The organism is Streptomyces ovatisporus (genome assembly GCF_042653885.1).
Lineage (GTDB): Bacteria > Actinomycetota > Actinomycetes > Streptomycetales > Streptomycetaceae > Streptomyces > Streptomyces ovatisporus.
The window spans coordinates 17,023-36,707 of record NZ_JBHSFH010000018.1; the positions used below are offsets into that span (position 1 = coordinate 17,023).

The 19,685-nt window shown below is 71.9% G+C and carries 8 protein-coding genes; 3 read left to right on the forward strand and 5 right to left on the reverse strand.

The annotated features are described in order from the left end of the window. Positions 1-11 precede the first annotated feature (11 nt). The gene (locus ACFPA8_RS26825) at positions 12-2,900 is read right to left on the reverse strand and encodes an AfsR/SARP family transcriptional regulator (protein WP_386452686.1); all 2,889 of its coding nucleotides are present in this window, start codon (positions 2,898-2,900) and stop codon (positions 12-14) included. A 286-nt stretch (positions 2,901-3,186) separates the two neighbouring features. Here ACFPA8_RS26825 and ACFPA8_RS26830 point away from each other — a divergent pair, with 286 nt between their 5' ends. The 3 genes from ACFPA8_RS26830 to ACFPA8_RS26840 all read left to right on the forward strand — a co-directional run bounded on the left by ACFPA8_RS26830 (position 3,187) and on the right by ACFPA8_RS26840 (position 6,954). Beyond that, a complete protein-coding gene (locus tag ACFPA8_RS26830; RefSeq protein WP_386452688.1) occupies positions 3,187-4,080 on the forward strand; it encodes an FkbM family methyltransferase in 894 nt (297 codons plus the stop codon). A gap of 239 nt (positions 4,081-4,319) precedes the next feature. Next, on the forward strand, positions 4,320-6,095 hold the full coding sequence (locus ACFPA8_RS26835) for a glycosyltransferase family 2 protein (protein WP_386452690.1): 1,776 nt from the start codon (positions 4,320-4,322) through the stop codon (positions 6,093-6,095). 58 nt (positions 6,096-6,153) lie between these two features. Further along, complete coding sequence (locus ACFPA8_RS26840; RefSeq protein ID WP_386452692.1) at positions 6,154-6,954, forward strand: aminoglycoside adenylyltransferase domain-containing protein; 801 nt, start codon at positions 6,154-6,156, stop codon at positions 6,952-6,954. 84 nt (positions 6,955-7,038) lie between these two features. On the opposite strand, the gene ACFPA8_RS26845 is transcribed toward ACFPA8_RS26840, so the two are convergent. Genes ACFPA8_RS26845 through ACFPA8_RS26860 form a run of 4 tightly spaced genes read right to left on the reverse strand, consistent with a single transcriptional unit; the run spans position 7,039 to position 19,611 of the window. After that, positions 7,039-8,730 (reverse strand): condensation domain-containing protein, encoded by a 1,692-nt coding sequence (locus ACFPA8_RS26845; RefSeq protein WP_386452694.1) that lies wholly within the window; start codon positions 8,728-8,730, stop codon positions 7,039-7,041. After that, positions 8,727-14,876 carry a MupA/Atu3671 family FMN-dependent luciferase-like monooxygenase gene (locus ACFPA8_RS26850; RefSeq protein ID WP_386452696.1) on the reverse strand — a complete coding sequence of 2,050 codons (6,150 nt, stop codon included), beginning with the start codon at positions 14,874-14,876 and terminating at the stop codon, positions 8,727-8,729. Before ACFPA8_RS26850 ends, ACFPA8_RS26845 begins: the two co-directional genes overlap by 4 nt. Beyond that, a complete protein-coding gene (locus ACFPA8_RS26855; RefSeq protein ID WP_386452697.1) occupies positions 14,873-18,319 on the reverse strand; it encodes a type I polyketide synthase in 3,447 nt (1,148 codons plus the stop codon). Before ACFPA8_RS26855 ends, ACFPA8_RS26850 begins: the two co-directional genes overlap by 4 nt. After that, on the reverse strand, positions 18,316-19,611 hold the full coding sequence (locus ACFPA8_RS26860) for an MFS transporter (RefSeq protein ID WP_386452698.1): 1,296 nt from the start codon (positions 19,609-19,611) through the stop codon (positions 18,316-18,318). Before ACFPA8_RS26860 ends, ACFPA8_RS26855 begins: the two co-directional genes overlap by 4 nt. Between the last annotated feature and the right edge of the window lie 74 nt (positions 19,612-19,685).

The following is a 19,685-nucleotide window of genomic DNA, read 5'->3' on the forward strand; positions in this document are numbered from 1 at the left end:
CCTGGAACCCGTCAGCGCAGCGACCGCAGCTTCGCGTCCACCAACTCAGCCTGGTCGCGGGCGTCGAGGCGACGCCACGTCGACAGGGAGCGGTGGAAGTAGCGCCGGGCGGTCTGGTCCCGTCCGGTCGCGTGGTGCAACTCGCCCAGCAGGCAGGCCACACGGGCCTCCGCGCGCCGGTCACCGAGCTGCTGCTGCACCGCGAGCGCGCCGGTCAGCAGCGCCGACGCCTCCCTCGCGTTGCCCTGACGGAGGCACAGCTCCCCGATGCTCTGCTGCACGTAGGCAGCGCAGTGGGTGTCGGCCAGGTCGTCGAAGATGCCCAGCGCGCGCTCCAGTTCGGCCTGCGCCACGTCCGGTTCACCCCGCAGCTCGTGCAGTTCGGCGATCCGCCGGCGCACCTGCGCCTCGCGGTGCCGGTCACCGACCTCACGGGAGAGTTCCAGCGCACCGTCGAGCCAGCCGGCCGCAGCCTCGGGGTCCTTGCGCTCCAGCCACACCGAGGCGATCGCGTTGTGGGCCACCGCCTCGCCGTGCCTGTCGCCCGCCTTGCCGAAGGCGCGCAGCGCGTCGACGAACGCGTCGAGCGCGGCGTCCAGATCGTCGACGACCCGGTGGACCGATCCGACGCCTGCCGCCGCCACCGCCTCACCGGGCAGATGCCCCAGCCCCGCGAAGATCTCGCGCGACCGGTCGAAGCACGCCAGCGCCTCGGCGTACCGGTCCTGGTAGAGGTGGAGCTGGCCGATGTTGCGCAGCAGGGCCGCCGCACGCACGCAGGACTGCTCGGGCATCGCTTCGAGGACGAGCTGGTGCGTGCTGCGCCAGTCGCCGTAGTAGCCGCGCATGTCGAAGAAGCTCGCCATCTCGATCGCGAGGTCGGCGGCCCGGCCGGTCTCGCCGAGCCGGACCGCGGCGCCCACGGCGCCGACGAGAAGGCGGCGTTCGCTCTCGAACCATTCGACGGGGCGCGCGCGTACGGTCTCCGCCAGTGCGGCCTCCGGTCCGGTCAGAGGCACGGGCTCGCCGAGCACTCCGAGGAATCGGTTGGGCATCGCCGAGTTCGCGGTACGGGCGAGGCCGATCAGCGCGTCGGTGACGAGCAGCTGCTGCCGGTTCCGCTCCTCGCGGCCGTCCGCCTCGGCCAGCTCCCGGGCGTAGCAGCGCAGCAGGTTGTGCATGCGGTAGCGCTGGAGTCCGACGCGGTCCGTCCCCACCAGTTCGACCAGGTGCTCGTCGAGCAGCGTCTCCAGAGCGGCGGACGCCTCGTCGGTGCGGCCCGTCACCACCGCCGCCGTCCAGCCCGCCACGGCGACGTCTGCGAGCTGCCCGAAGGCCCGGAAGACCCTCATGGCGGGTTCGGGCAACTGCCGGTAGCTCAGCTCGGCGCTCGCCCGTACCTCCATCTCGCCCGCCTGCAGCCGGTCCAGACGTCCCCGTTCGTCGTGCAGGGAGTCGGCCAGCGCGCCGACGGTCCAGCCGGGACGGTTCGCCAGCCGGGCACCCGCGATCCGGACGGCCAGCGGCAGCGAGCCGCAGGCGGCGATCACCCGGTCGACGTCCGCTCCTCCGCGCCGCAGCCGGTCCGCTCCGACGATCGCGCCGAAGAGAGCACGGGCGTCGTCGCGGTCCATCACCCCCAGGGGCGAGTGGTGCGCCGGCAGGCCCGGCATCCGGCGGCGGGAACTGACGAGCACCGCGGACCCACCGGTGCCGGGCAGCAGGGGGCGTACCTGCGAGCTGACGGCGGCGTCGTCGAGGACGATCAGGAACCGCCGCTGTGCCAGACGCGAGCGCAGGAGCGCGGCCCGTTCGCCCATCTCGGCGGGGATGGTGCTGTCGATGACTCCGAGTCCGCGCAGCATCTCGGCCAGCACGTCCGCGGGTTCGCGCGGATGCTCGCTGGTCCCGCCCAGATCGACGAAGAGCTGGCCGTCGGGAAACGACTCGCGCACCCGATGCGCCACGTGCACCGCCAGCGTGGACTTCCCGGACCCCGGGGGGCCCGAGACGACCGCGACGACGGGCTGCCGGCCGGCTGCCGACAACAGCCTCTCCAGTAGGGCGATCTCGTCGGCGCGACCGGTGAAGTCCGGTACGTCCATGGGTAGTTGACACACCGAACCGGGCCCGGCAGTACGGCGTCTGCCGGCGTACCCGTTGACCTCTTCCCCCATGGCGCGCAGGGGCGCGCTCGGTTCGATCCCGAGCTCCGCGGCGATGATCCGCTCCGCCTCGGCGTACGCGGACCGGGCCTCGGTGGTGCGGCCCGAGTCGTGCAGGGCCTGTACGACCATCCGCCACAGGTCCTCCCGCAGCGGATCCTCGGTCAGCCGGGACCGCAGATCGGCCACGAGTGAGGCGTAGTCGCCCAGCCGCAGCCGGACCTCCAGGCACTCGTCGACCGCGACCGACCGCAGCCCTTCGATCCTCGCGATCGCCGGATCCCACACGACGCTCGACGGCACGTCCTGGAGAACGCTGCCGCGCCAGAGGCCGAGCGCCGACTCGTAACAGCGCAGCGCGGCGGCGTCGTCGCCCTCCTCGCGCTCAGCACGGGCGCGCTCCAGACGCTCCTCGAAGAGCAGCAGGTCGAGGTCGCCGGGCCCGACATCGAACGCGTAGCCGGACGCCTCGGTCCGCAGCCCGTCGGTGACGACTCCCGCCGCGGACAGCGCCTGCCTCAGGGTGCGTACGTAGGTCCGGACGTTGGCCACCGCGGACCGCGGCGCACCACCCGGCCACAGCACTTCCGTCAGCAGGTCGAGCGAGACGAACCCGCCCGGCTGCAGCAGCAGCGTGGCCAGGACCGCTCTCGGCTTGGGCCCGCCGATGCGGACCGGGGCGCCGTCGACCCGCACCCTGAGCGCCCCCAGGACTCCGAATGCCGGCTCCCCCATACCGCACGCCTCCGCGATGCTCCGCAACTGCGGCGCAGCGTACCGGTGTACGACGGATACCGAACAGGGTTCCGGGCGATGACACCGGCCCGTTGTGATCAGCGGGCACCGGAAGCCGCCGCTGGCAGAGTCCGCCGGAGCGGCCGTGCGGAACGGCCGTGCGGAGCGGCCGTGCGGAGCGGCCGTGCGGAACGGCCGTGCGGAACGGCCGTGCGGAACGGCCCGGAGAGCGGGGCCCGGACCTCGTTTGACAGGGGCGCCGCACGCGCCCCTAGCCTCGAACGGCATGACAACTATGTTCAGGAAGGCGCTCAACGCGCTCCCCCGGCTCGGAGTTCAGGTAGTCGACCTCGGCCCCGGCGCGGCCGTGATCTCGCGGCGCGGCCGCTACAGCGCCACGAAGGTGAGCGCGGACGCGTGGATGGTCGGGGGCGGCCGGAGGAGCACTCGCGCACCCGCCGAGGGGTGGGGTCTGCGGAAGGCCGCGGCGAGCAGCCTGTGTGCCCGGCACGTCGCCGACTTCCTGGCCAACTACGAAGTGAACTGCGTCTTCGACGTCGGGGCCAACCGCGGGCAGTACGGCAGGCAGCTCCGCGAGTCGGGTTACCGGGGCAGGATCGTCTCCTTCGAGCCTGTTCCCGACGCCCTGGCCCGGCTGCGGAAGGCCGCCGAGCGGGACCCGGACTGGTGGGTCCGCCCCGTCGCACTGGGACGCAGCGAATCCGTACAGAGCATGCACCTGGGCTGGAAGACCATGAACTCGCTGCTGGAGCCGAGCGCGTACGGACAGCAGCGCTACAAGCGGTTCGCCGACACCCGTACGACGCAGGTGCAGGTGCGGCGCCTGGACAAGGTCATGGACGAGGCGCTGCACGGGATAGCGAATCCGCGGCCGTTCCTGAAGATGGACACCCAGGGTTTCGACATGGAGGTCTTCGCCGGCGCCGGTGAACGGCTCGACGAGTACGTCGGCATGCAATCCGAAGTGGCCGCCCTGCAGTTGTACGAAGGGAGCCCGCACATGACCGAGGCCCTCGCCGCGTACGAGGAGGCGGGTTTCGGGATCACCGGTCTGTACCCGGTCACGCGCGAGGAAACCACTGGGCGGGTGGTCGAGTTCGACTGCGTTCTGGCTCGCGTGTCCTCGGTGCCGGGCTCCGCCGCCGGGGTGCGGCCCTGACAGCGGTGAGACATCCCACAGCTTCCTCGACGGCGAGGCGTGGCACCCGGGAAGTACGCGGGCGGACAGTCCACCAGGGGGCACGGACACGGCGCTGACACGGCACAGACCAGGCACGGCACGGCATGTACAGCGCGGCCGTTCACGACGCCCCTTCTGACCGGTTGCATGCCGTTAACCTTCGCTTTGTAACGTGCGGTCAGGCATACAAGTAAGACGCATCTCATGGAAAGGCCCCCTTGCGTACATCGCAGCCCACCGAGTGCCGGGCACCGCTCAAGGTCAGCGTCGTCGTTCCCACCCACAACAGCGGCGAGACGGTCCTGACCGGACTGCGCTCGTTCCTCGCTCAGACTCTGCCGCGCACGGACTTCGAGGTCGTCTACGTCGACGACGGCTCCACCGACGGCACACCCGCGATGCTGGAGTCCGAAGCAGCCCGCCGGGGAGCCGGACGGACGGTACGCGTGATCCGCACCCCGAACTCCGGCTGGCCGGGCAGGCCGCGCAACATCGGCATGGACGCCGCCCGGGGCGAGTTCGTCTTCTTCGTCGATGACGACGACTGGCTGGCCCCCGAGGCCCTGGAGCGGACCTGCGAGCGCGCGCGGGAGACCGGGGCGGACATCGTGATCGGCCGCATCGCCGGACACGGACGCCGCGCTCCCCGGGCCCTCTTCGAAGAGCCGCTCAGCCACGCGGACTTGCGGTCGGACGTCGCGCTGCTCGCTTCGATGACCGTGCACAAGCTGTTCCGCCGCGACTTCCTCCAGAGGAACGAGCTGCGTTTCGAGGAGGGCCGAGTACGGCTCGAGGACCACATGTTCACCCTGCGCGCCTACCTCCTCACCGACCGCGTGGCCACAGTGCACGACTACACCTGCTACCACTGGGTGAAGCACCGGGGCGACGAGCACAACATCAGCTACCGGACGATCGAACCCGGCCCCTACGTGGACAGCATCCGCAAGGTCCTCGCCATCCTGGACGCGCCCGGCACCCGCGTCGCCCCGGGCCGCCACCGCTACCGCCTGGCCGCCAACTGGTACGGCAAGAAGGCGCTCGCCCGGCTCGGCGGACGCAGCCTGCTCGACCAGCCTCGCGGCCGCCGGGAGCAATGGCTCGACGCCGTCGGAGCCCTGGCCGCCGAGATGCCGCCCCAGGCGGACGCGGCACTTCCCACGCGGCTGCGGGTGGTCGCGGCTCTCGCCCGGCACGGCGAGCTCGAACTGCTGGAGGAACACGCCCGGTTCGAAGCCGGAATCGACCATCGGCCCCGCGTCGGCCACGCCGAGTGGGACAGCGGACGGCTCACCCTCGCGTGCGACACCCGGCTGGTCCGCCGACGCGAAAAACGCGCACGTGCCGAGCCGTTGGCCTTCCACCGCGCCCAGGGCCGCTACGTGCTGCGGCTGCCGCCGGGCGTCGCCGCCGTGCCGGAGGCCGCCGAGGCGGCCGACTTCACCGGCGCGGTGCGCCGCAGCAACGTGCGCGGCCTGCTCCGCCACCGCGAAGGCGGCACCGTGGTCAGCGTGCCGCTCGACCACCGAGTGGTCGAAGTGCCCCCTGGCCCGGAGGGCAACCGGACGGCGGAGATGACAGCCAGGGTGGCGCGCCGCCTGCGACTGCCTGCATGGCTGACCTCCCTCCTGCCCGGCGCACGCCGTGAACGGGACGTGTGCGCCCTGCGTTTCGAAACCGAGTTCACTGTCGACCCGTCGTCGGCCGACAACGGCAGGCCGCTCGCACCCGGCACTTGGGACCTCCAGCTCCAACTGGGCTGCGGAGGCTGGCGCTTCGCCAGGACTCTGCCCGGCCACTCCATCGACGTACCGGCGGACGACGAGCCGCAGCCGGCTGCGGAGGTACCCACCCCGCCGGCCGCCGCAGGTCACCGGCAGGACGGGCCCGCGCTGATCCGGAAGGGGACTTCCCGGCGGGCTCACCGGCCACCTCGCCGGGGCCGCGCCGCCGCCCGCCCGGTCCCGTCCGGCTCCGGCCGGGAGAAGCGCTGACGGGCCTGCCTCCTCGGGCGCCCTCGTCCGCCTTGATCACTGTGTGGATACTGGGCGGGTGACCGACACCATCGACGCGCGGCCGTCCCTCCCCCGCGAACTCCGTGCCTACCTGGAGGAACTCGTCGTCCGCACACGCACGGTGTGCGGGCCGCATCTGGTGAGTGTGTCCGCGGTCGGTTCCCTCGCGCTCGACGACTACCGGCACGGCCGAAGCGACGTCGACGTCACGGTCGTCGTGGACCCCGCGCTGCCCGGCCCGGCCCTGCACGACCTGGCCGGAGCTCTCGCCCACCCCGGCCTGCCCTGCCCCGCGCCGGGTCTGGAACTGGTGGTCTACGGAGCGGATTTCGCGGGCCGCCCCTCCGGCGAGGCCGGGTATCTGCTGGACCTCAACACCGGTCCGCTGCTGCCGAACCGGGCGGCCTTCGACGCGGCTGGGTCCCCGGCGTTCTGGTATGTCATCGACCGCTCCGTCGCCCATCAGGCCGGGCTCTCGCTGTACGGCCGTCCCGCGCGGGAGGTGATCGCCGCACCGAAGCGCTCCGCAGTGCTCGCCGCGATCCGCGCATCGGTCCGTGAGCACAGCGACGGCGAGGGCCACCTCGCGGACAACCGTGTTCTCAACGGCTGCCGCTCGGTGGTGTTCTGCCGCACGGGACGCTGGACGGCCAAGCGCGCCGCGGCGCAGGAGACCGCCGCGGCCGAGGAGGAGTTCCGGCCCCTGATCGACGCCGCGGTACGCAGCTTCGAGCGCCCCCGCTCGTCCCCGGACCCCCTGCCCGGCACCGAAGTACGGGCGTTCCTCGCGTGGGTACGCGAGCGCGTCGAGGAGACCGGCGGGACGGCCGGCGACTGAGCGGGCGAGCGGTCCCGCAGCGACCGCTCGCCCGCTCAGTGGGTGTGTCTGCCGAAGCGGAGCCGTCGCCCCGGGGGCCGGGGGTCAGAGCGCTGCCGGCACGGCACCCGAGGACCCGAGCGTCCGGTCTCCCGGCACCATGGCGTCCACCATGCCGACATACTCGGTGAGCCAGCCGTCCACGGTTTCGGGCCGGTACAGGTCCGTCGAGTACTCGGTGTGGATCTCGGCTGTGCCGTCAGGGCACGGGAGGATGCTGAAGCTGCAGTCGCGGCGGGCCGTCAAGCCGGTCTGGTCGGTGACGACGGTGCTGACGCCCGGGAGTTCGACGCTCAGGTCGACCGAATTCTGGTACGTCGCACCCAGGGGGATGCTGCCGGGCAGTTCGATGCCGTGCTGCCGGGACAGGCCCTCCTTGATCTGCGCGTACGGGAGGAAGTGGGCGATGCCTCCCGCGAGACCCGCCGTCACCTGACGGCACAGCTCGGTCAGTTCCTCGTCCCCGTCCATGCGCAGCCGGAGAGTCAGAACGCCGGCGGTGCACGTGACGAGCGTGTCCGTGCTGGGATGTGCGCGGTTGGCATACGCAGTGCTCAGCACGTAATCCCCCTGGCCGCTGCGGCGGTGAAGCAGCCGGCCGAGGACCGCGAGCATCACGGCGAACGGTGTGGTCCCGGTCTCGCGGGCGAAACGCTGCAACGCCTGGAAGAGTTCGGCCGGCACGACGGCGTGAGCCGTCGCGCCCCGGCCGGACAGCACGGTGGGACGTGGGTGGTCGGCGGGCAGTCCGCTGTCCGCCCGGCAGCCCGCCAGCCGTTCCGCCCAGAAGTCCAGCCGGCGACGGTGCTCCGCCTCCGACATTGACGAACTCGCCTGCCGCCGCGCGTATTCGGTGCACTGCGAGGTGGGCGGCGGGAGCGGCTGAAGGGGACGGTGGCCTGCCTCGTTGCGGTACAGCGTGCTCAGTTCCCGGAGCAGGACGCTCACGCTCCACCCGTCGCAGGAGATGTGGTGCAGGACGAGCATGAGCGTGCGGCTCTCGTCTCCCGTGCGGAGGAGCCTGATACGAGGCTGCACGCCTCGTGCGACGTCGAAGGGCGTCTGCGCGACGCGGTCGCACGCGGCATCGAGCCGTTCCTCGCGTTCAGGCGGGGAAAGGTCGCGCAAGTCCTCGACCGGCAGGGGCACCGGACGGGGCGCCAGCACCTCCTGCCACAACTCCCGTTCGGACTTCGCCGTTCTGTCGACTGTGCCGGAGCCGGCGGTACCGCCGGAGCCGCCAGCTTCGTAGTCCCACACGTACCGGCTGCGCAGCGCATGGTGCCGGTGAATCAGCTCCTGCAGCGCGCTCCGCAGCGCCCGTTCGTCCAGGGAGCCTTCGAACCGCAGTCTCAGTGCGACGTTCCATACCTGCGGCTCCTTGCTCTGCTCATGCCGCATCACCATGCCGGACTGCTCCCGGCTGGCCGGTGCGCGTTCCTCGACGGTCTCGCCGGCGGCACCGGTATCGGCGCCGGCATCGGCATCGGCGCCGGCATCGGCATCGGCATCGCCGACCGCGTCGGCGTCGCCGCCTTCGCCGGCCCGGTCGGGAGCATCCGCGAGACGGGCCAGGAGTGCCGGCTTGTGACGCCGCAGTGCCGCCTCCAGCAGCGGCCCGGCGCGGTGCGCGGGCGCGTCGTAGCGCAGGGTCCCGCCGCTCGCGCCGAGCCGGATGTCCTCCCTTGCGACGTACGCCAGGAGGGCCTCCAGCGAACAGTTCTCCGAGAGCGTCATACTTCCCCCCGCACACGCGCGCCGGAGTCGGGTTCGCCCGCGAGGTGGACGGTCATCGCCCTGAGTGTGGGCTCTTCGAAGAAGCGCACCACCGGGTAGTCGGTGGCGAACTCCTCCCCGGCCCGGCCCACCAGTCGGATCGCACTGAGGGAGTCGCCGCCGACGGAGAAGAACGAGACGTCGTCAGCGAGGTGTTCGGTGTCCGCGCCGAGGGCGTCCGCCCACAGCTTCCGCAGCGTCGCTTCGACGTCGGGGCCGCTCGCGCCCGCCCCGCGGGCATCCGGAGGCGGTGGCGCCAGAGCCGGCACCGTGCCCGGCGGCAGGGCGGAGCGGTCCAGCTTGCCGTTCACGTTCAGCGGGAGCTTCGGCAGCACCGCCCACTCGCGGGGAACCATGTAATGCGGAAGCCTCGCGGCCAACTGCTTCTCCAGCTCCGCCAGATACATCGGTTCGTCTGCGCAGCCACCGCCCTCCGGCACGACGTAGCCGACCAGCCGGTGGCCGCGCTGCGGGTCGCGGCGGGCCACCACGGCTGCGTTCCGAACGCCGGGAAGCTCACGCAGTGCGCGGTCCGGTTCGGCGGGCTCCACCCGAAAGCCGCTGATCTTGACTTGGTCGTCGACACGCCCGCGGAAGACCAGCGCTCCCTCCGGGCCCCACTCCACGAGGTCGCCGGTGCGGTAGCGGATTCCCCCGGTGGTGGGGACGAACCGGTCCGAGGTCCGTTCCGGATCACGGTGGTAGCCGAGCGCCACCCCCGGTCCGCTGATGTGCAGCTCCCCGACGGTGCCGCGGGGAACGGGCCTGCCCTCGCTGTCCAGGACGTCCAGCCGGGTGTTGTCGATCGGGTGCCCGAGGGGGATCGGCCGGTCGTCGCCGTCCGCGGGAGCGGCCGGGACGGTATGGGCGGTGGCCAGGACGGTGACCTCCGACGGACCGTAGACGTTCACCGTCTCGTACGGCGCGTCGGCGTGCGGGCGCCGCGTCAGCTGCTCACCGCCGCAGACCAGGTGCCGCAGCGGCGGCTGCTGCCCCGGGGGGAGGGCCAGCAGCTCCTCGGCGAGCGCCGTGGGGAGCATGGTGAAGGTGATCCCCTCCCGTTCGTACCAGCGGCTCAGGGCCTTGGGATCGAGCCGCACCTCCTCGCCGGCGACGACCACGCTGCCGCCCGCCGCCAGAACGGGCCAGATCTCCAGCAGTGACGCGTCGAAGCTCTGGCTGCACACGACGGCGGAGCGGGTGTCCGGGCTGGTGCCGAAACGGCTGTGATGCCACTGCACGAGGTTCACGAGTCCACGGTGGCTGAGCTCGATGCCCTTCGGCGTGCCCTCGGAGCCGGAGGTGTAGATCAAACAGCAGGTCTGTGAAGTCCCGCCGGGAGACGCCGAGTTGCCCGAGTGGTCGGCCGGGTCGGAGGTGGCCGCCCCATCCGCTGCCGCGGCGGCGGGATCCAGCACGGTGACGCCCTCGGGCAGCGGCGGCAGCGCGGGCGCGTCCCCGCTCGTGAGGACGATCCCGGCCCCGCTGTCCGTCAGGACGTCGGCGACACGCTGCGGGCCGAGCGCGGGGTCCAGCGGAAGACAGGGGCGTCCGGCCTTGAGCACGGCGAGCATGGCGACGACGAATCCGGCGGACCGCGGCAGCCACAGCGCGACCGGCGGACGGGAGTCCACGGGCAGCCCGCGTATCACGCCCGCGAGGCGTTCCGCGCGTGCGTCGAGTTCGCCGTAGCTGAGCGAGCAGTCCGGCGCCGTGACGGCGGGCCGCGTGGGGTCCTGGCGGACCTGCCTGGCGAAGAGTTCGTGCACCGTCGTCTCCTCGACCGGCCGGGCGGTCCCCTCCGCGGAGCCCTCCGTGCGAGGGGCGGCCGGCCGCACCGATGGATCTGCCGCGGCTGCGCGGAGGATCCGCTCGAACCGTTCGGCGAAGTCCGCGACCGTCGCCTCGTCGAAGAGATCGCTGCTGTACTCGAAGCGGCACCCGACGCCGTCGCCGGTCACGGAGAAGTACACCGTCAGGTCCACCAGCGCCTTGTCCGCGCCGACGGCCGCGGGACGTGCGGTGACGCCCGGAAGGTCGAGGAGGAACGGCGGTCCGCTCTCGTACTCGGCCATGACCTGGAAGACGGGTGTGCGGGACGTGTCCTCCCTGGGTGGTGAGACCGCGTTGACGACTGTGTCGAAGGGCGTCCCGGAGTGGTCGTACGCGTCGAGCGTCGTGCTTCTCACGCGTTCGAGGAGCTCCCGGAAAGTGGGGGACCCGCTCAGATCCAGGCGCAGGGCGAGGGTGTTGACGAAGAAGCCCACCAGGTCGTGGGTGCCTTCGGGGCGGTCGGAGATCGGCGTGCCGATGACGATGTCCTCCTGGCCGCTGACCTCGCGGAGCATCGCCGCATACCCCGACAGGAGGGTCATGAACAGCGTGGCCCGGGCGCTGCGGCTCGACTTCCGCAGCCCGGCGACGAGTTCGGGCGCGAGGGTCCGGTGCAGGGAGCGGCCGCGCGCGGAGGGCCTCCGCGGACGCGGCCGGTCCGCCGGGAGGTCGAGCACCGGCAGTTCCCCGCGCAGTGCCTCCTTCCAGTAGGCGAGGTCCTCGTCGTGGGCCTGCCCCGTCTGCGCGGCAGCGGCCTGCCGGCGGCTGATCTCCCGGTAGGTGAAGGGGAGTTCGGGCAGATCCGCTCGGGTGCCGGACTGTGCGGCCCGGTAGAGGGCCGACAGGTCGCGCGTGACGATTCCGGCGGAGACCCCGTCGACCACGATGTGATGGAAGGAGAGGACGAGCACGTGCCTCTGATCGGCCAGCCGCAGCAGACGGGCGTGGAAGAGGGGACCGCGTTCGAGGTCGAAGCGCCGTTCGCTCTCGGCGGCCAGGGCTTCACGTACCGCTGCTGCTTCGGTGCTCCCCGAGCAGTCGACGACGGGGAGTTCAGGCGTGGAGTGCGGCAGGACGTACTGCACGGGCTCGCCCGCCGCCGTGCGGAAGACGGTGCGCAGCACTTCATGGCGCTCGGTCAGGCTTCCCAGTGCCTCGCGCAGTGCGTCCGTGTCGAGGGGGCCGTCGAGGGGGATCGCCGCGGGTTCGTTGTACGCGGAGCGGCCGGGCAGCAGCTGCTCCAGGATCCAGATGCGGCGCTGGCCGGGAGAGAGCGGAGCACCTTCCGAAATCCCGTCGGCCGAAGGCTTGTCGGCCGGTTCGCCCCCGGAGGGCCGGCCGCCGGACGGCTCGTCGGCGGCGGACCCCCGGGACGGCTCGTCGGCGGCGGACTCGCCGGCCGGGTGCCGGTCTCCGCAGGCGGGGGCGTCCCCGGACGCGGCGGGGCGGGCGACGGTGACGGAGGGCACGGTGTCCGCCTCCCCGGCAGCGGTCTCCGGCCCGCCGTGCAGCGACTGCCGCAGGGCGTCCAGACGGGGCAGCCCGTCGAGGAGTGCCTTCGGCGACAGCCCGAAGTCGAGCAGGGCGGCGACCTCGTCGACGCCGGCCTCACGAAGGGCGTCCACGACCGGCAGGCACTGCTGCGGGCTGCCGATGAGCGCCCGCTGGTCGCAGTACCGGTCGTAGGCCCGGCCGAAGAGGGCGTCGAGATCGTCCTCGCTGAGCGAGGCCAGGTCGATGCGCCGGCCGAGGCTGCTCGTCATCTGCCCGAAGAGCGAGAGCGACGAACGCATGTAGCGGAACAGCGGCTTGTACGCGGTGGCACGGGCCTCCGCATGGTTCTCCGCGAGGTAGGTGTGCAGCAGCACGGCCACCCTGCCCGCGTCCGGGTCCAGATCACGCTCGGCACGGGCACGCCGGTAGAGCGCGATGTTCTCGGCCAGCTGCTCCGGGCTCTGGCCCATGAGGTTGGTGACGACGCCCAGATCGTGGTGGCCGGCCTTCTCGTACGACTCGGGGTTGCCGACGATCGCCGTGTACATCGGAAGTTCCGGCTGGACGGGGCGGGGAAAGATCCGGACGTCCGTCTCGTCGGCGCCGGTCTTCCTCCGCAGACCCCGGCCGCTCCACAACGCCCGCACGTCCGCGACCTGTTCGTACATCAAGTCCCGGTGGGCGCCGAAGCGTTCGGGGAAGAAGACGAAGTCGCGGGCGTTCCAGCCGCCGGCGCAGCCCAGTCCGACCCTGCCGCGGGAGAGGTTGTCCACCACGGACCACTCCTCGGCGACCCTGACCGGATCGTGCAGCGGGAGCACGACGGAACCGGCGTTGATCCGGATCTGTCCGGTCTCCCGTGCCAACGCGGCAGCAAGCACCGACGGGTTGGGGAAGACGCCGCCGAAAGAGTGGAAGTGGCGCTCGGGCAGCCAGAGGGCGTGGAAGCCCTGCCGGTCCGCGAAGCGGGCGGCCTCCGAGATCGTGTCGTAGGCGTCGGCGGCGGATTCCTGCTCCGGGTAGTCGCCGAAGAAGTAGAGGCTCACCTCGGGTGCGGTCCGCGGCCGGGGTTTCGCCGGCGGGGAGGCGGGGTTCGTCCGTGCCGGGGTACGCGCCGCCCTTCGGCGCGGGAAGAAGCCCGCACCGCGCAGTTCCCGCAGGGAATCGGTGACCGCCTCCTCGACGAAAGCGACGTCGTCGTCCGAGTGCGCGGTGGACAGGAAGAAGTTCCGCCACTCCCAGACGTAGACGCCTCGCAGCACCAGGTGGTGGTAGAGGAGTTCGAGGTCGGCGCGGTGCTCGAAGCGGAACATTGAGCCGTAGCGGACAGCCCTGAGCGGGAACTCCTCGTCCTCGAAGAAGCGGTTGAGGCTGTCGGTGAGTTGCCCGGTACGGAAGTTGAGGCCGCGCTGGACCTCGCCGTCCTGTTCGCTCAGACGCCGCAGGACGGCACAGGCCGCGGTCATCGCCAACGGGTGCTGGAGGTACGTGCCGCCGAAGAACGTCGTCTCACGCTCCGGGTGGCTGTCGTCGCCGTACTGCCACTGCCCGCCGTCGACTCCGTCCATGAGGTCGGCCCTGCCGGCGACAGCGCCGACGGGGAAACCCCCGCCCAGCAGCTTTCCGTAGGTGGCGAGATCCGGCACGACGCCGTAGAGGTCCTGCGCACCACGGGGATGCGGGCGCAGCCCGGTGAGCATCTCGTCGAAGAGCAGGACGATGCCCGTGCGGCTGGTCAGCTCACGCAGCTCCCGCACGAACTCCACAGGCCGGAGCGAGGGGTTGCGGCTCTGCACCGGTTCGACCGCCACCGCCGCTATCTCATGGGCGTGCTCGGCGATGACGTCGAGACTCTCCGGAGCCCCGTAGTCCAGCACGATCAGGTCGGCCATGGCGCTCGTGGGGACTCCCGGCGACAGCGGAACGGTGCGACGGTCCGGGCCCCTGCCGACACTGCGGCCGAGAGTGGCGTCGGCGTGCCCGTGGTAAGCCCCGTGGAATACAACGATCTTGGAGCGTCCCGTTGCGGCGCGGGCCAGGCGGAAGGCGGAGGCGTTGGCCTCCGTGCCGGACGTCGCGAAGGCCACGCGCTCCATGCCGGTCATACCCGTCAGGAGCTCCGCCGCCTCGCCCGTCTCGGGGCTCCGCGGGCCGAGCCGCAGTCCGCGGGAGAGGTGTTCGCGTACCGCCTCGGTGAGGAAATCCGGCTCGTGCCCGAAGAGCAGCGTGCCGAACCCCATGGTGATGTCGACGTACTCGTTGCCGTCGACGTCCGTCAGCCGGGCGCCCTTCGCGTGCTGCCCGGCGAGCGGATAGAGCATCTCCTTGGTGGAGTTGCGGAAACCGACGGTCGCACGGCTGTCGGCGAGCACCGGCCGGTAACGGCGGGCGAGTGCCTTGGAGCGGGCGGTGCGGGCCGTGAACCGCTCGATCAGATCATCGAGATGCCGGCGCGACCCGGGCACCGCTGACGTCATCGACGAGTCACGCGAGACCGTCACGCGCGGGCCGTGGACCTGCGCTCCACCGGCATGGCGGGATTCCGGGGCGGCGGATTCCGGGGCGGCGGGGTCCGGGGCAGCGGGTTCCGGGGCAGCGGGTTCCGAGGCGGCAGGTTCCGGATGCGCGCGGGCGACGCGCTCCACAGGGCCGTTCCCCGGCGGAACGGCGGCAGGTCCCGTGTGCTCCAGTTCCGTTCCCTTGAACTGTGCGATCTGGCTGGTGATCTTCGCTGCCAGAGCGGTGAGTTGCGTCAGGTCCGCACTGCCGGAAGCGCTCATCGGGCCACCAGACCCGCGGTCCGGCCGTCCGACGGTGCCTGCAGTCCGGCGGCGAGCAGCTCCGACACCTGCTGCATCAACTGCATCTGGATCTCGACGAGTTGGTTCACCTGGGCGGTGAGGGCGTCGAGCGACGCCTGCGTCGCGAAAGGACCCTCGCCACCGGCGGGCGGCGCTGCGAGCCCCGTCACGGCGCCGGCGGCGGCCTGTTCGGGGACGTTCGGTGCCGGGCCGCCCTCCGGCGCGGGCCGGGGAGCCGCCCGCAAGTCCTCGCCGGGAGCCGGGGCCTGGGCCGGCGCCGGAAGGTGTACGGGAGCGGCCTCGCGGACCGGGGCCGTCCCGCTCGCGGGCGACGCTGCCGCCTCCGCCGGCGTCCGGGGCTCGCCTGCAGTGCGCCGGGCCACCAGCCGGGCCAGCAGCAGGGGCGTGTCGACCCCCTCGAAGAGCTCGCGCACGGCGACCTTCACGCCGTAGAGGTGCTCGATGTCCTGCAGCAGATTGATCATCCGCAGCGAGTCGGCCCCCAGGTCGAAGAACGGTACCTCCGCCTCGCACTCGGCCTCGTCGAGGCCGAGATGGTCGGCCGTCAGCCGTATCACCTGAGCCAGTGCTTCCTCTTCCGGCCTCGTCATCACGGAGCCCCCTTCGTCTTCGTCGGCCTTCTTCTCACCCGGGCTCTCGACGAGCTCGGGTCCAGTCCAGTAGGACTTGCGCTGGAACGGATAGCCCGGCATCGGCACCCGCCGGCCACCGCTCCATCCGACTGCCTCCCGCCAGCCGAGCGCATAGCCACGGCAGTGCAGCTCCGCCATCGCCGTCCACAGGGGCGTCAGCCCTCCCCCGGCCCGCACGGTGGGCAGCGCCGTCGCCGCCGGCTCGGCACGTGCGGCGAGGCCGCTCAGCACGGAACCGGGCCCCAGCTCCTGGAGGAGCGTGCAGCCCATCCCTGTGAGCTGCTCCAGGACGCGGTCGAACCGCACCGCTTCCCGTGCCTGCCTGCGCAGGTACGCCGCGTCCGGCACCCAGTGCTCGGGCCGGACCGCACCGTCCACCGCGCTGACGTAGGGCAGCCGCGTGGGCCGGAGCTGGAGACGTGCGGCCAGTGCCTCGAGTTCGTCGAGAACCGGCTCGACGAGGTGGCTGTGGAACGCGCGGTCGACGGCGAGTTGGTGGACGCGCACGGACCGGGCGGCCAGGAGACCGGCAGCCCGTCCGACTGCCTCCGCCGGACCGGCCACCACGTGATGCCGCTCTCCGTTCACCGCGGCCAGGTCGAGGCCGCGGCACTCGGCGAGCACGCGGGAGACGGCCTCGTGACCGGCGAAGACCGCGAGCATGCGGCCGTCGGCGCAACCCGCCTCCATCAGCCGGCCCCGTTCGGCCGTGATGCGCAGACCGTCCTCCAGGGACAGCGCTCCGGCCGCGTACAGAGCTCCGTACTCGCCCACGCTGTGGCCCGCGACGGCCGAGGGTTCTCCGCGCAGCTCCCGCCACAGCTCGCACTGTGCCGCCTGCAGAGCGAAGAGCGCCGTCTGCCGGTCCTCCGGCACCGGCCGTGCCGCCCCGCCCGCCGCCGAGCCGGTGCCCGTCAACTGGGCGAGCAGCGACCGCCCGTACTCGTCCCTGAACACTTCCTCGCAGGTGTCCAGCGTCCCGCGGACCGGTGCGAAGCGCTCGTACAACTCCGCTGCCATGTCAGGGCGGTTGTCGCCCTGGCCGCTGAACATCCAGCCCACCGGGGCGAGTCGGGTCCGGGGCACCACGCCCTCGGTCCACCGGCGGCGACCGGGCGTGCGTCCGGCCGCCTCCCTCTGCTCCTGTTCCTGTTCCTGCGCCTGCTCCTGCTCCTGCTCCTGCTCCGAGCTGATGAAGTCGTCGAGGGAACGGGCCAGTTCGGCACGGGTCTCCCCGAACACCACGAGGCGGTGGCGCAGATGACGGCGGCCCAGAGCCTGGGTCGTCATCAGGTCCTCCGGGCGCGCCGCCGGGTTGAGGGCGAGGTGCCGGCGCAGGCGGGTTGCCGCTGCCAGCAGCGCCTTCCGTCCGAGTCCCGAGACCGGCAGCAGCGTGGGCGTGCGATCCGCGGCGACCCCGCGTCCGCCGGCCGCCGAGGTACGGCCGCGGCGGGGAGCCTCCTCGACGACCATGTGCACGTTGGTGCCGCCGACGCCCAGAGAGGTGACCGCCGCCCTGCGCGGGAACAGATCCTCCGGCCATCGGCTCAACCCGGTGGGCAGGTAGAACGGACTGGTCTCCAGGGCGAGAAGGGGATTGGCGGCGTCGAATCCGGCCAGCGGCGGAACGGTTCCGTGCCGCACCACCAGTACGGCCTTGATCAGCCCTGCCAGCCCTGAACACACGTCCAGATGGCCGATGTTGGCCTTCACGGAGCCGAGCGCGCAGTAGCCGGTGCGGTCGGTGTCCTCGGCGAACGCCCGGGTGAGCGCGGCGAATTCGATGGGGTCGCCCTTGTAGGTACCGGTGCCGTGCGTCTCCACGTAGCCGACCGACCCCGCCGACACCTCCGCGGCCGCGAGAGCCCGTCGTACGACATCCCGCTGCCCCTTGTCCGACGGTGCGGTGAAGTGCTGTTTCGTTCTGCCGTCGTTGTTGACGGCGCTGCCCAGGATCACGGCGTGTACGGAGTCGCCGTCGGCGAGGGCGCGGTCCAGCCGCTTCAGTACGACGGCGGCCACACCGTTGCCTCCCACGGTGCCGTCGGCCGAGGCGTCGAAGGGACGGCACCGGCCGGTGCGCGAGAGCACGGAGCCCCGCGCGTACGCATAGCCCGTGATCTGCGGCACGTGGACGGCCGCGGCACCCGCGACGGCGAGATCCACGTCGTCGGTCAGCAGCGCCTGGCGCGCCAGGTGCACCGCCACCAGTGAACTGGAGCAGGCGCTCTGGAGGCCGAGGGCCGGGCCCGTCAGGCCGAGGCGGAAGGCGGTGCGGGTGGCCATGAAGTCGGTGTAGCCGCCGACTGTGCGGTGCAGGCCGGAGACGAAGCTGCTGTCGAGGCTTTCGAGCGCGTTGCTGTGCAGGTAGGACCGGAACGGATAGAGGTGGAAGCCGCTGCTCGCGTACACGCCCGTCCGGATCCCGCTCTGGTCGCCTGCGTATCCGGCGTCCTCCAGTGCGTGGTGGCAGCACTCCATGAACATCCGGTGCTGCGGGTCCGTCAGCGCCGCCTCCCGGCCGCTCATCGAGAAGAACGGCGCGTCGAACTCCGTGATCCCCGCGAGCGGGGCCGTGGCCCCGACGAAGTCACGAGAGCGGGCCAGAGCGGGTTCGACCCCCGCGGCTTCCAGCTCCTCCGCGGAGAAGCGGCGGATGTGCGAACGTCCCGAGCGAATGGTGCGCCAGTACTCACCCGTCGTACCGGCAGCCGGCATCCGCAGCGCGATACCGACGACCGCTATCCGGCCGTCCACTGAGACAGTCATTGGTTGACCTCCCGCTTACTCTCCGGCGCGGCGTCCGCAGCTCCCCGTACGGCCTCGCGCGACGCGGCCGCCAGGCGCCGGCGTACGAGCAGGAAGCCCAGTCCGAGCACGAGTGCGGCACCGTGCATGGCTCCCACCACCCCGAAGGGCGAGAAGCGTTCGAGCAGCGAGGCGCTGATGACCATTCCGAGGCCGAAGGCCGTGTTCTCCGTCGTGGCGGCCAGGCCGAAGGCCGCCGCCCGGCGCTTCTCGGGGAGCGTCTGCAGGCGCGAGACGAATGCGTTCTCGGTGAACCCGTCGGCCATGCCGGCAAGCACGATCACGGGGAGGGCCAGCACGGCCGGAAGCCCGGCGAAGGCGAGGATGAAGGCCGCCGACATCACCATGACGCCGACCGCGAAGGCCGTGTCCGAGGGGGCGCCTCGCCGCTCGGCGTACCGCGTCGTCAGCCGCTGCGCGATCAGGTTGCCGATGGCCCACGTCGTCCAGAACTGGCTCATGAACACGGCCGGGTCGTCGGGGTCCAGGGCACGGGACTGGATCGGCATACCGACGTTGTGGGCCGAGGAGCCGAACCCGTCCACCGCCCTGACCGCGACGAGCATCAGCACCAGCGGGGGGAGACCTCCGAGGGCGAGCGCCGCCATGCGCCTTGCCCGCGTGGGCCGTTCGTCCTCCGCGCCGGCTGCTCCCGGCGCGGAGGACTCGTGCTCGACGGTCCCGGCCTCCTCGGATTCCGTACGCGTACGGAGCGGGAGCCAGGCGAGGTTCGCGGCAGAGAGCGCGAACGTACCGGCGGCCATGAGGAACGCGGCCGTGTGCCCGAACAGGGAGACGACGACCCCGGCCGAAGCGAAACCGGCGACCATCGCGACCGAACGGCAGCCGGCCAGCAGGCCGTTGGCCCACACGCGCTTGTCGGCCCCGACCATGGCCGGCACCGCGGTGCGCAGGGCGACCGCGCTGGAATTGGAGCACAGGCCCGCGACGACCACGAAGGCGTACAGCAGCCAGTCGCCCGTGAAACGGTGAAACACCACCAGGCTGATCAGGCCGAGGGCTTGAGTCGTCTCGGCTGTGATCATCATGCGTTTCAGATCGAGACGCGCCGCGAGCCTCCCCGCGAGCACTCCGCCTATCAGGCCGACGAGGAGGCGGACCGCCATGACGAGGCCGGTCTGTAACGCGCTGTCCGTGACCTCGTAGACGAATAGATTGAAAGCGACGAGATTAAGATAGACGCCATATGCGGAAGCGGCATTGCCGGCCGCCAGGAATCTGAAACAACGCACAGCGGAAACGCTGTCACGAATGGCTGTCACGAGCCCGCGCCTCCGGTGGCGTTGGAAATCGCAGTGAGTCTTGC

What these genes read in the sequence shown, in the direction of transcription:
- ACFPA8_RS26825 (WP_386452686.1), bottom strand. Translation starts at nt 2,900, where the DNA reads ATGGGGGAGCCGGCATTCGGAGTCCTGGGGGCGCTCAGGGTGCGGGTC.
- ACFPA8_RS26830 (WP_386452688.1), top strand. Translation starts at nt 3,187, where the DNA reads ATGACAACTATGTTCAGGAAGGCGCTCAACGCGCTCCCCCGGCTCGGA.
- ACFPA8_RS26845 (WP_386452694.1), bottom strand. Translation starts at nt 8,730, where the DNA reads ATGACGCTCTCGGAGAACTGTTCGCTGGAGGCCCTCCTGGCGTACGTC.
- ACFPA8_RS26855 (WP_386452697.1), bottom strand. Translation starts at nt 18,319, where the DNA reads ATGACTGTCTCAGTGGACGGCCGGATAGCGGTCGTCGGTATCGCGCTG.
- ACFPA8_RS26850 (WP_386452696.1), bottom strand. Translation starts at nt 14,876, where the DNA reads ATGAGCGCTTCCGGCAGTGCGGACCTGACGCAACTCACCGCTCTGGCA.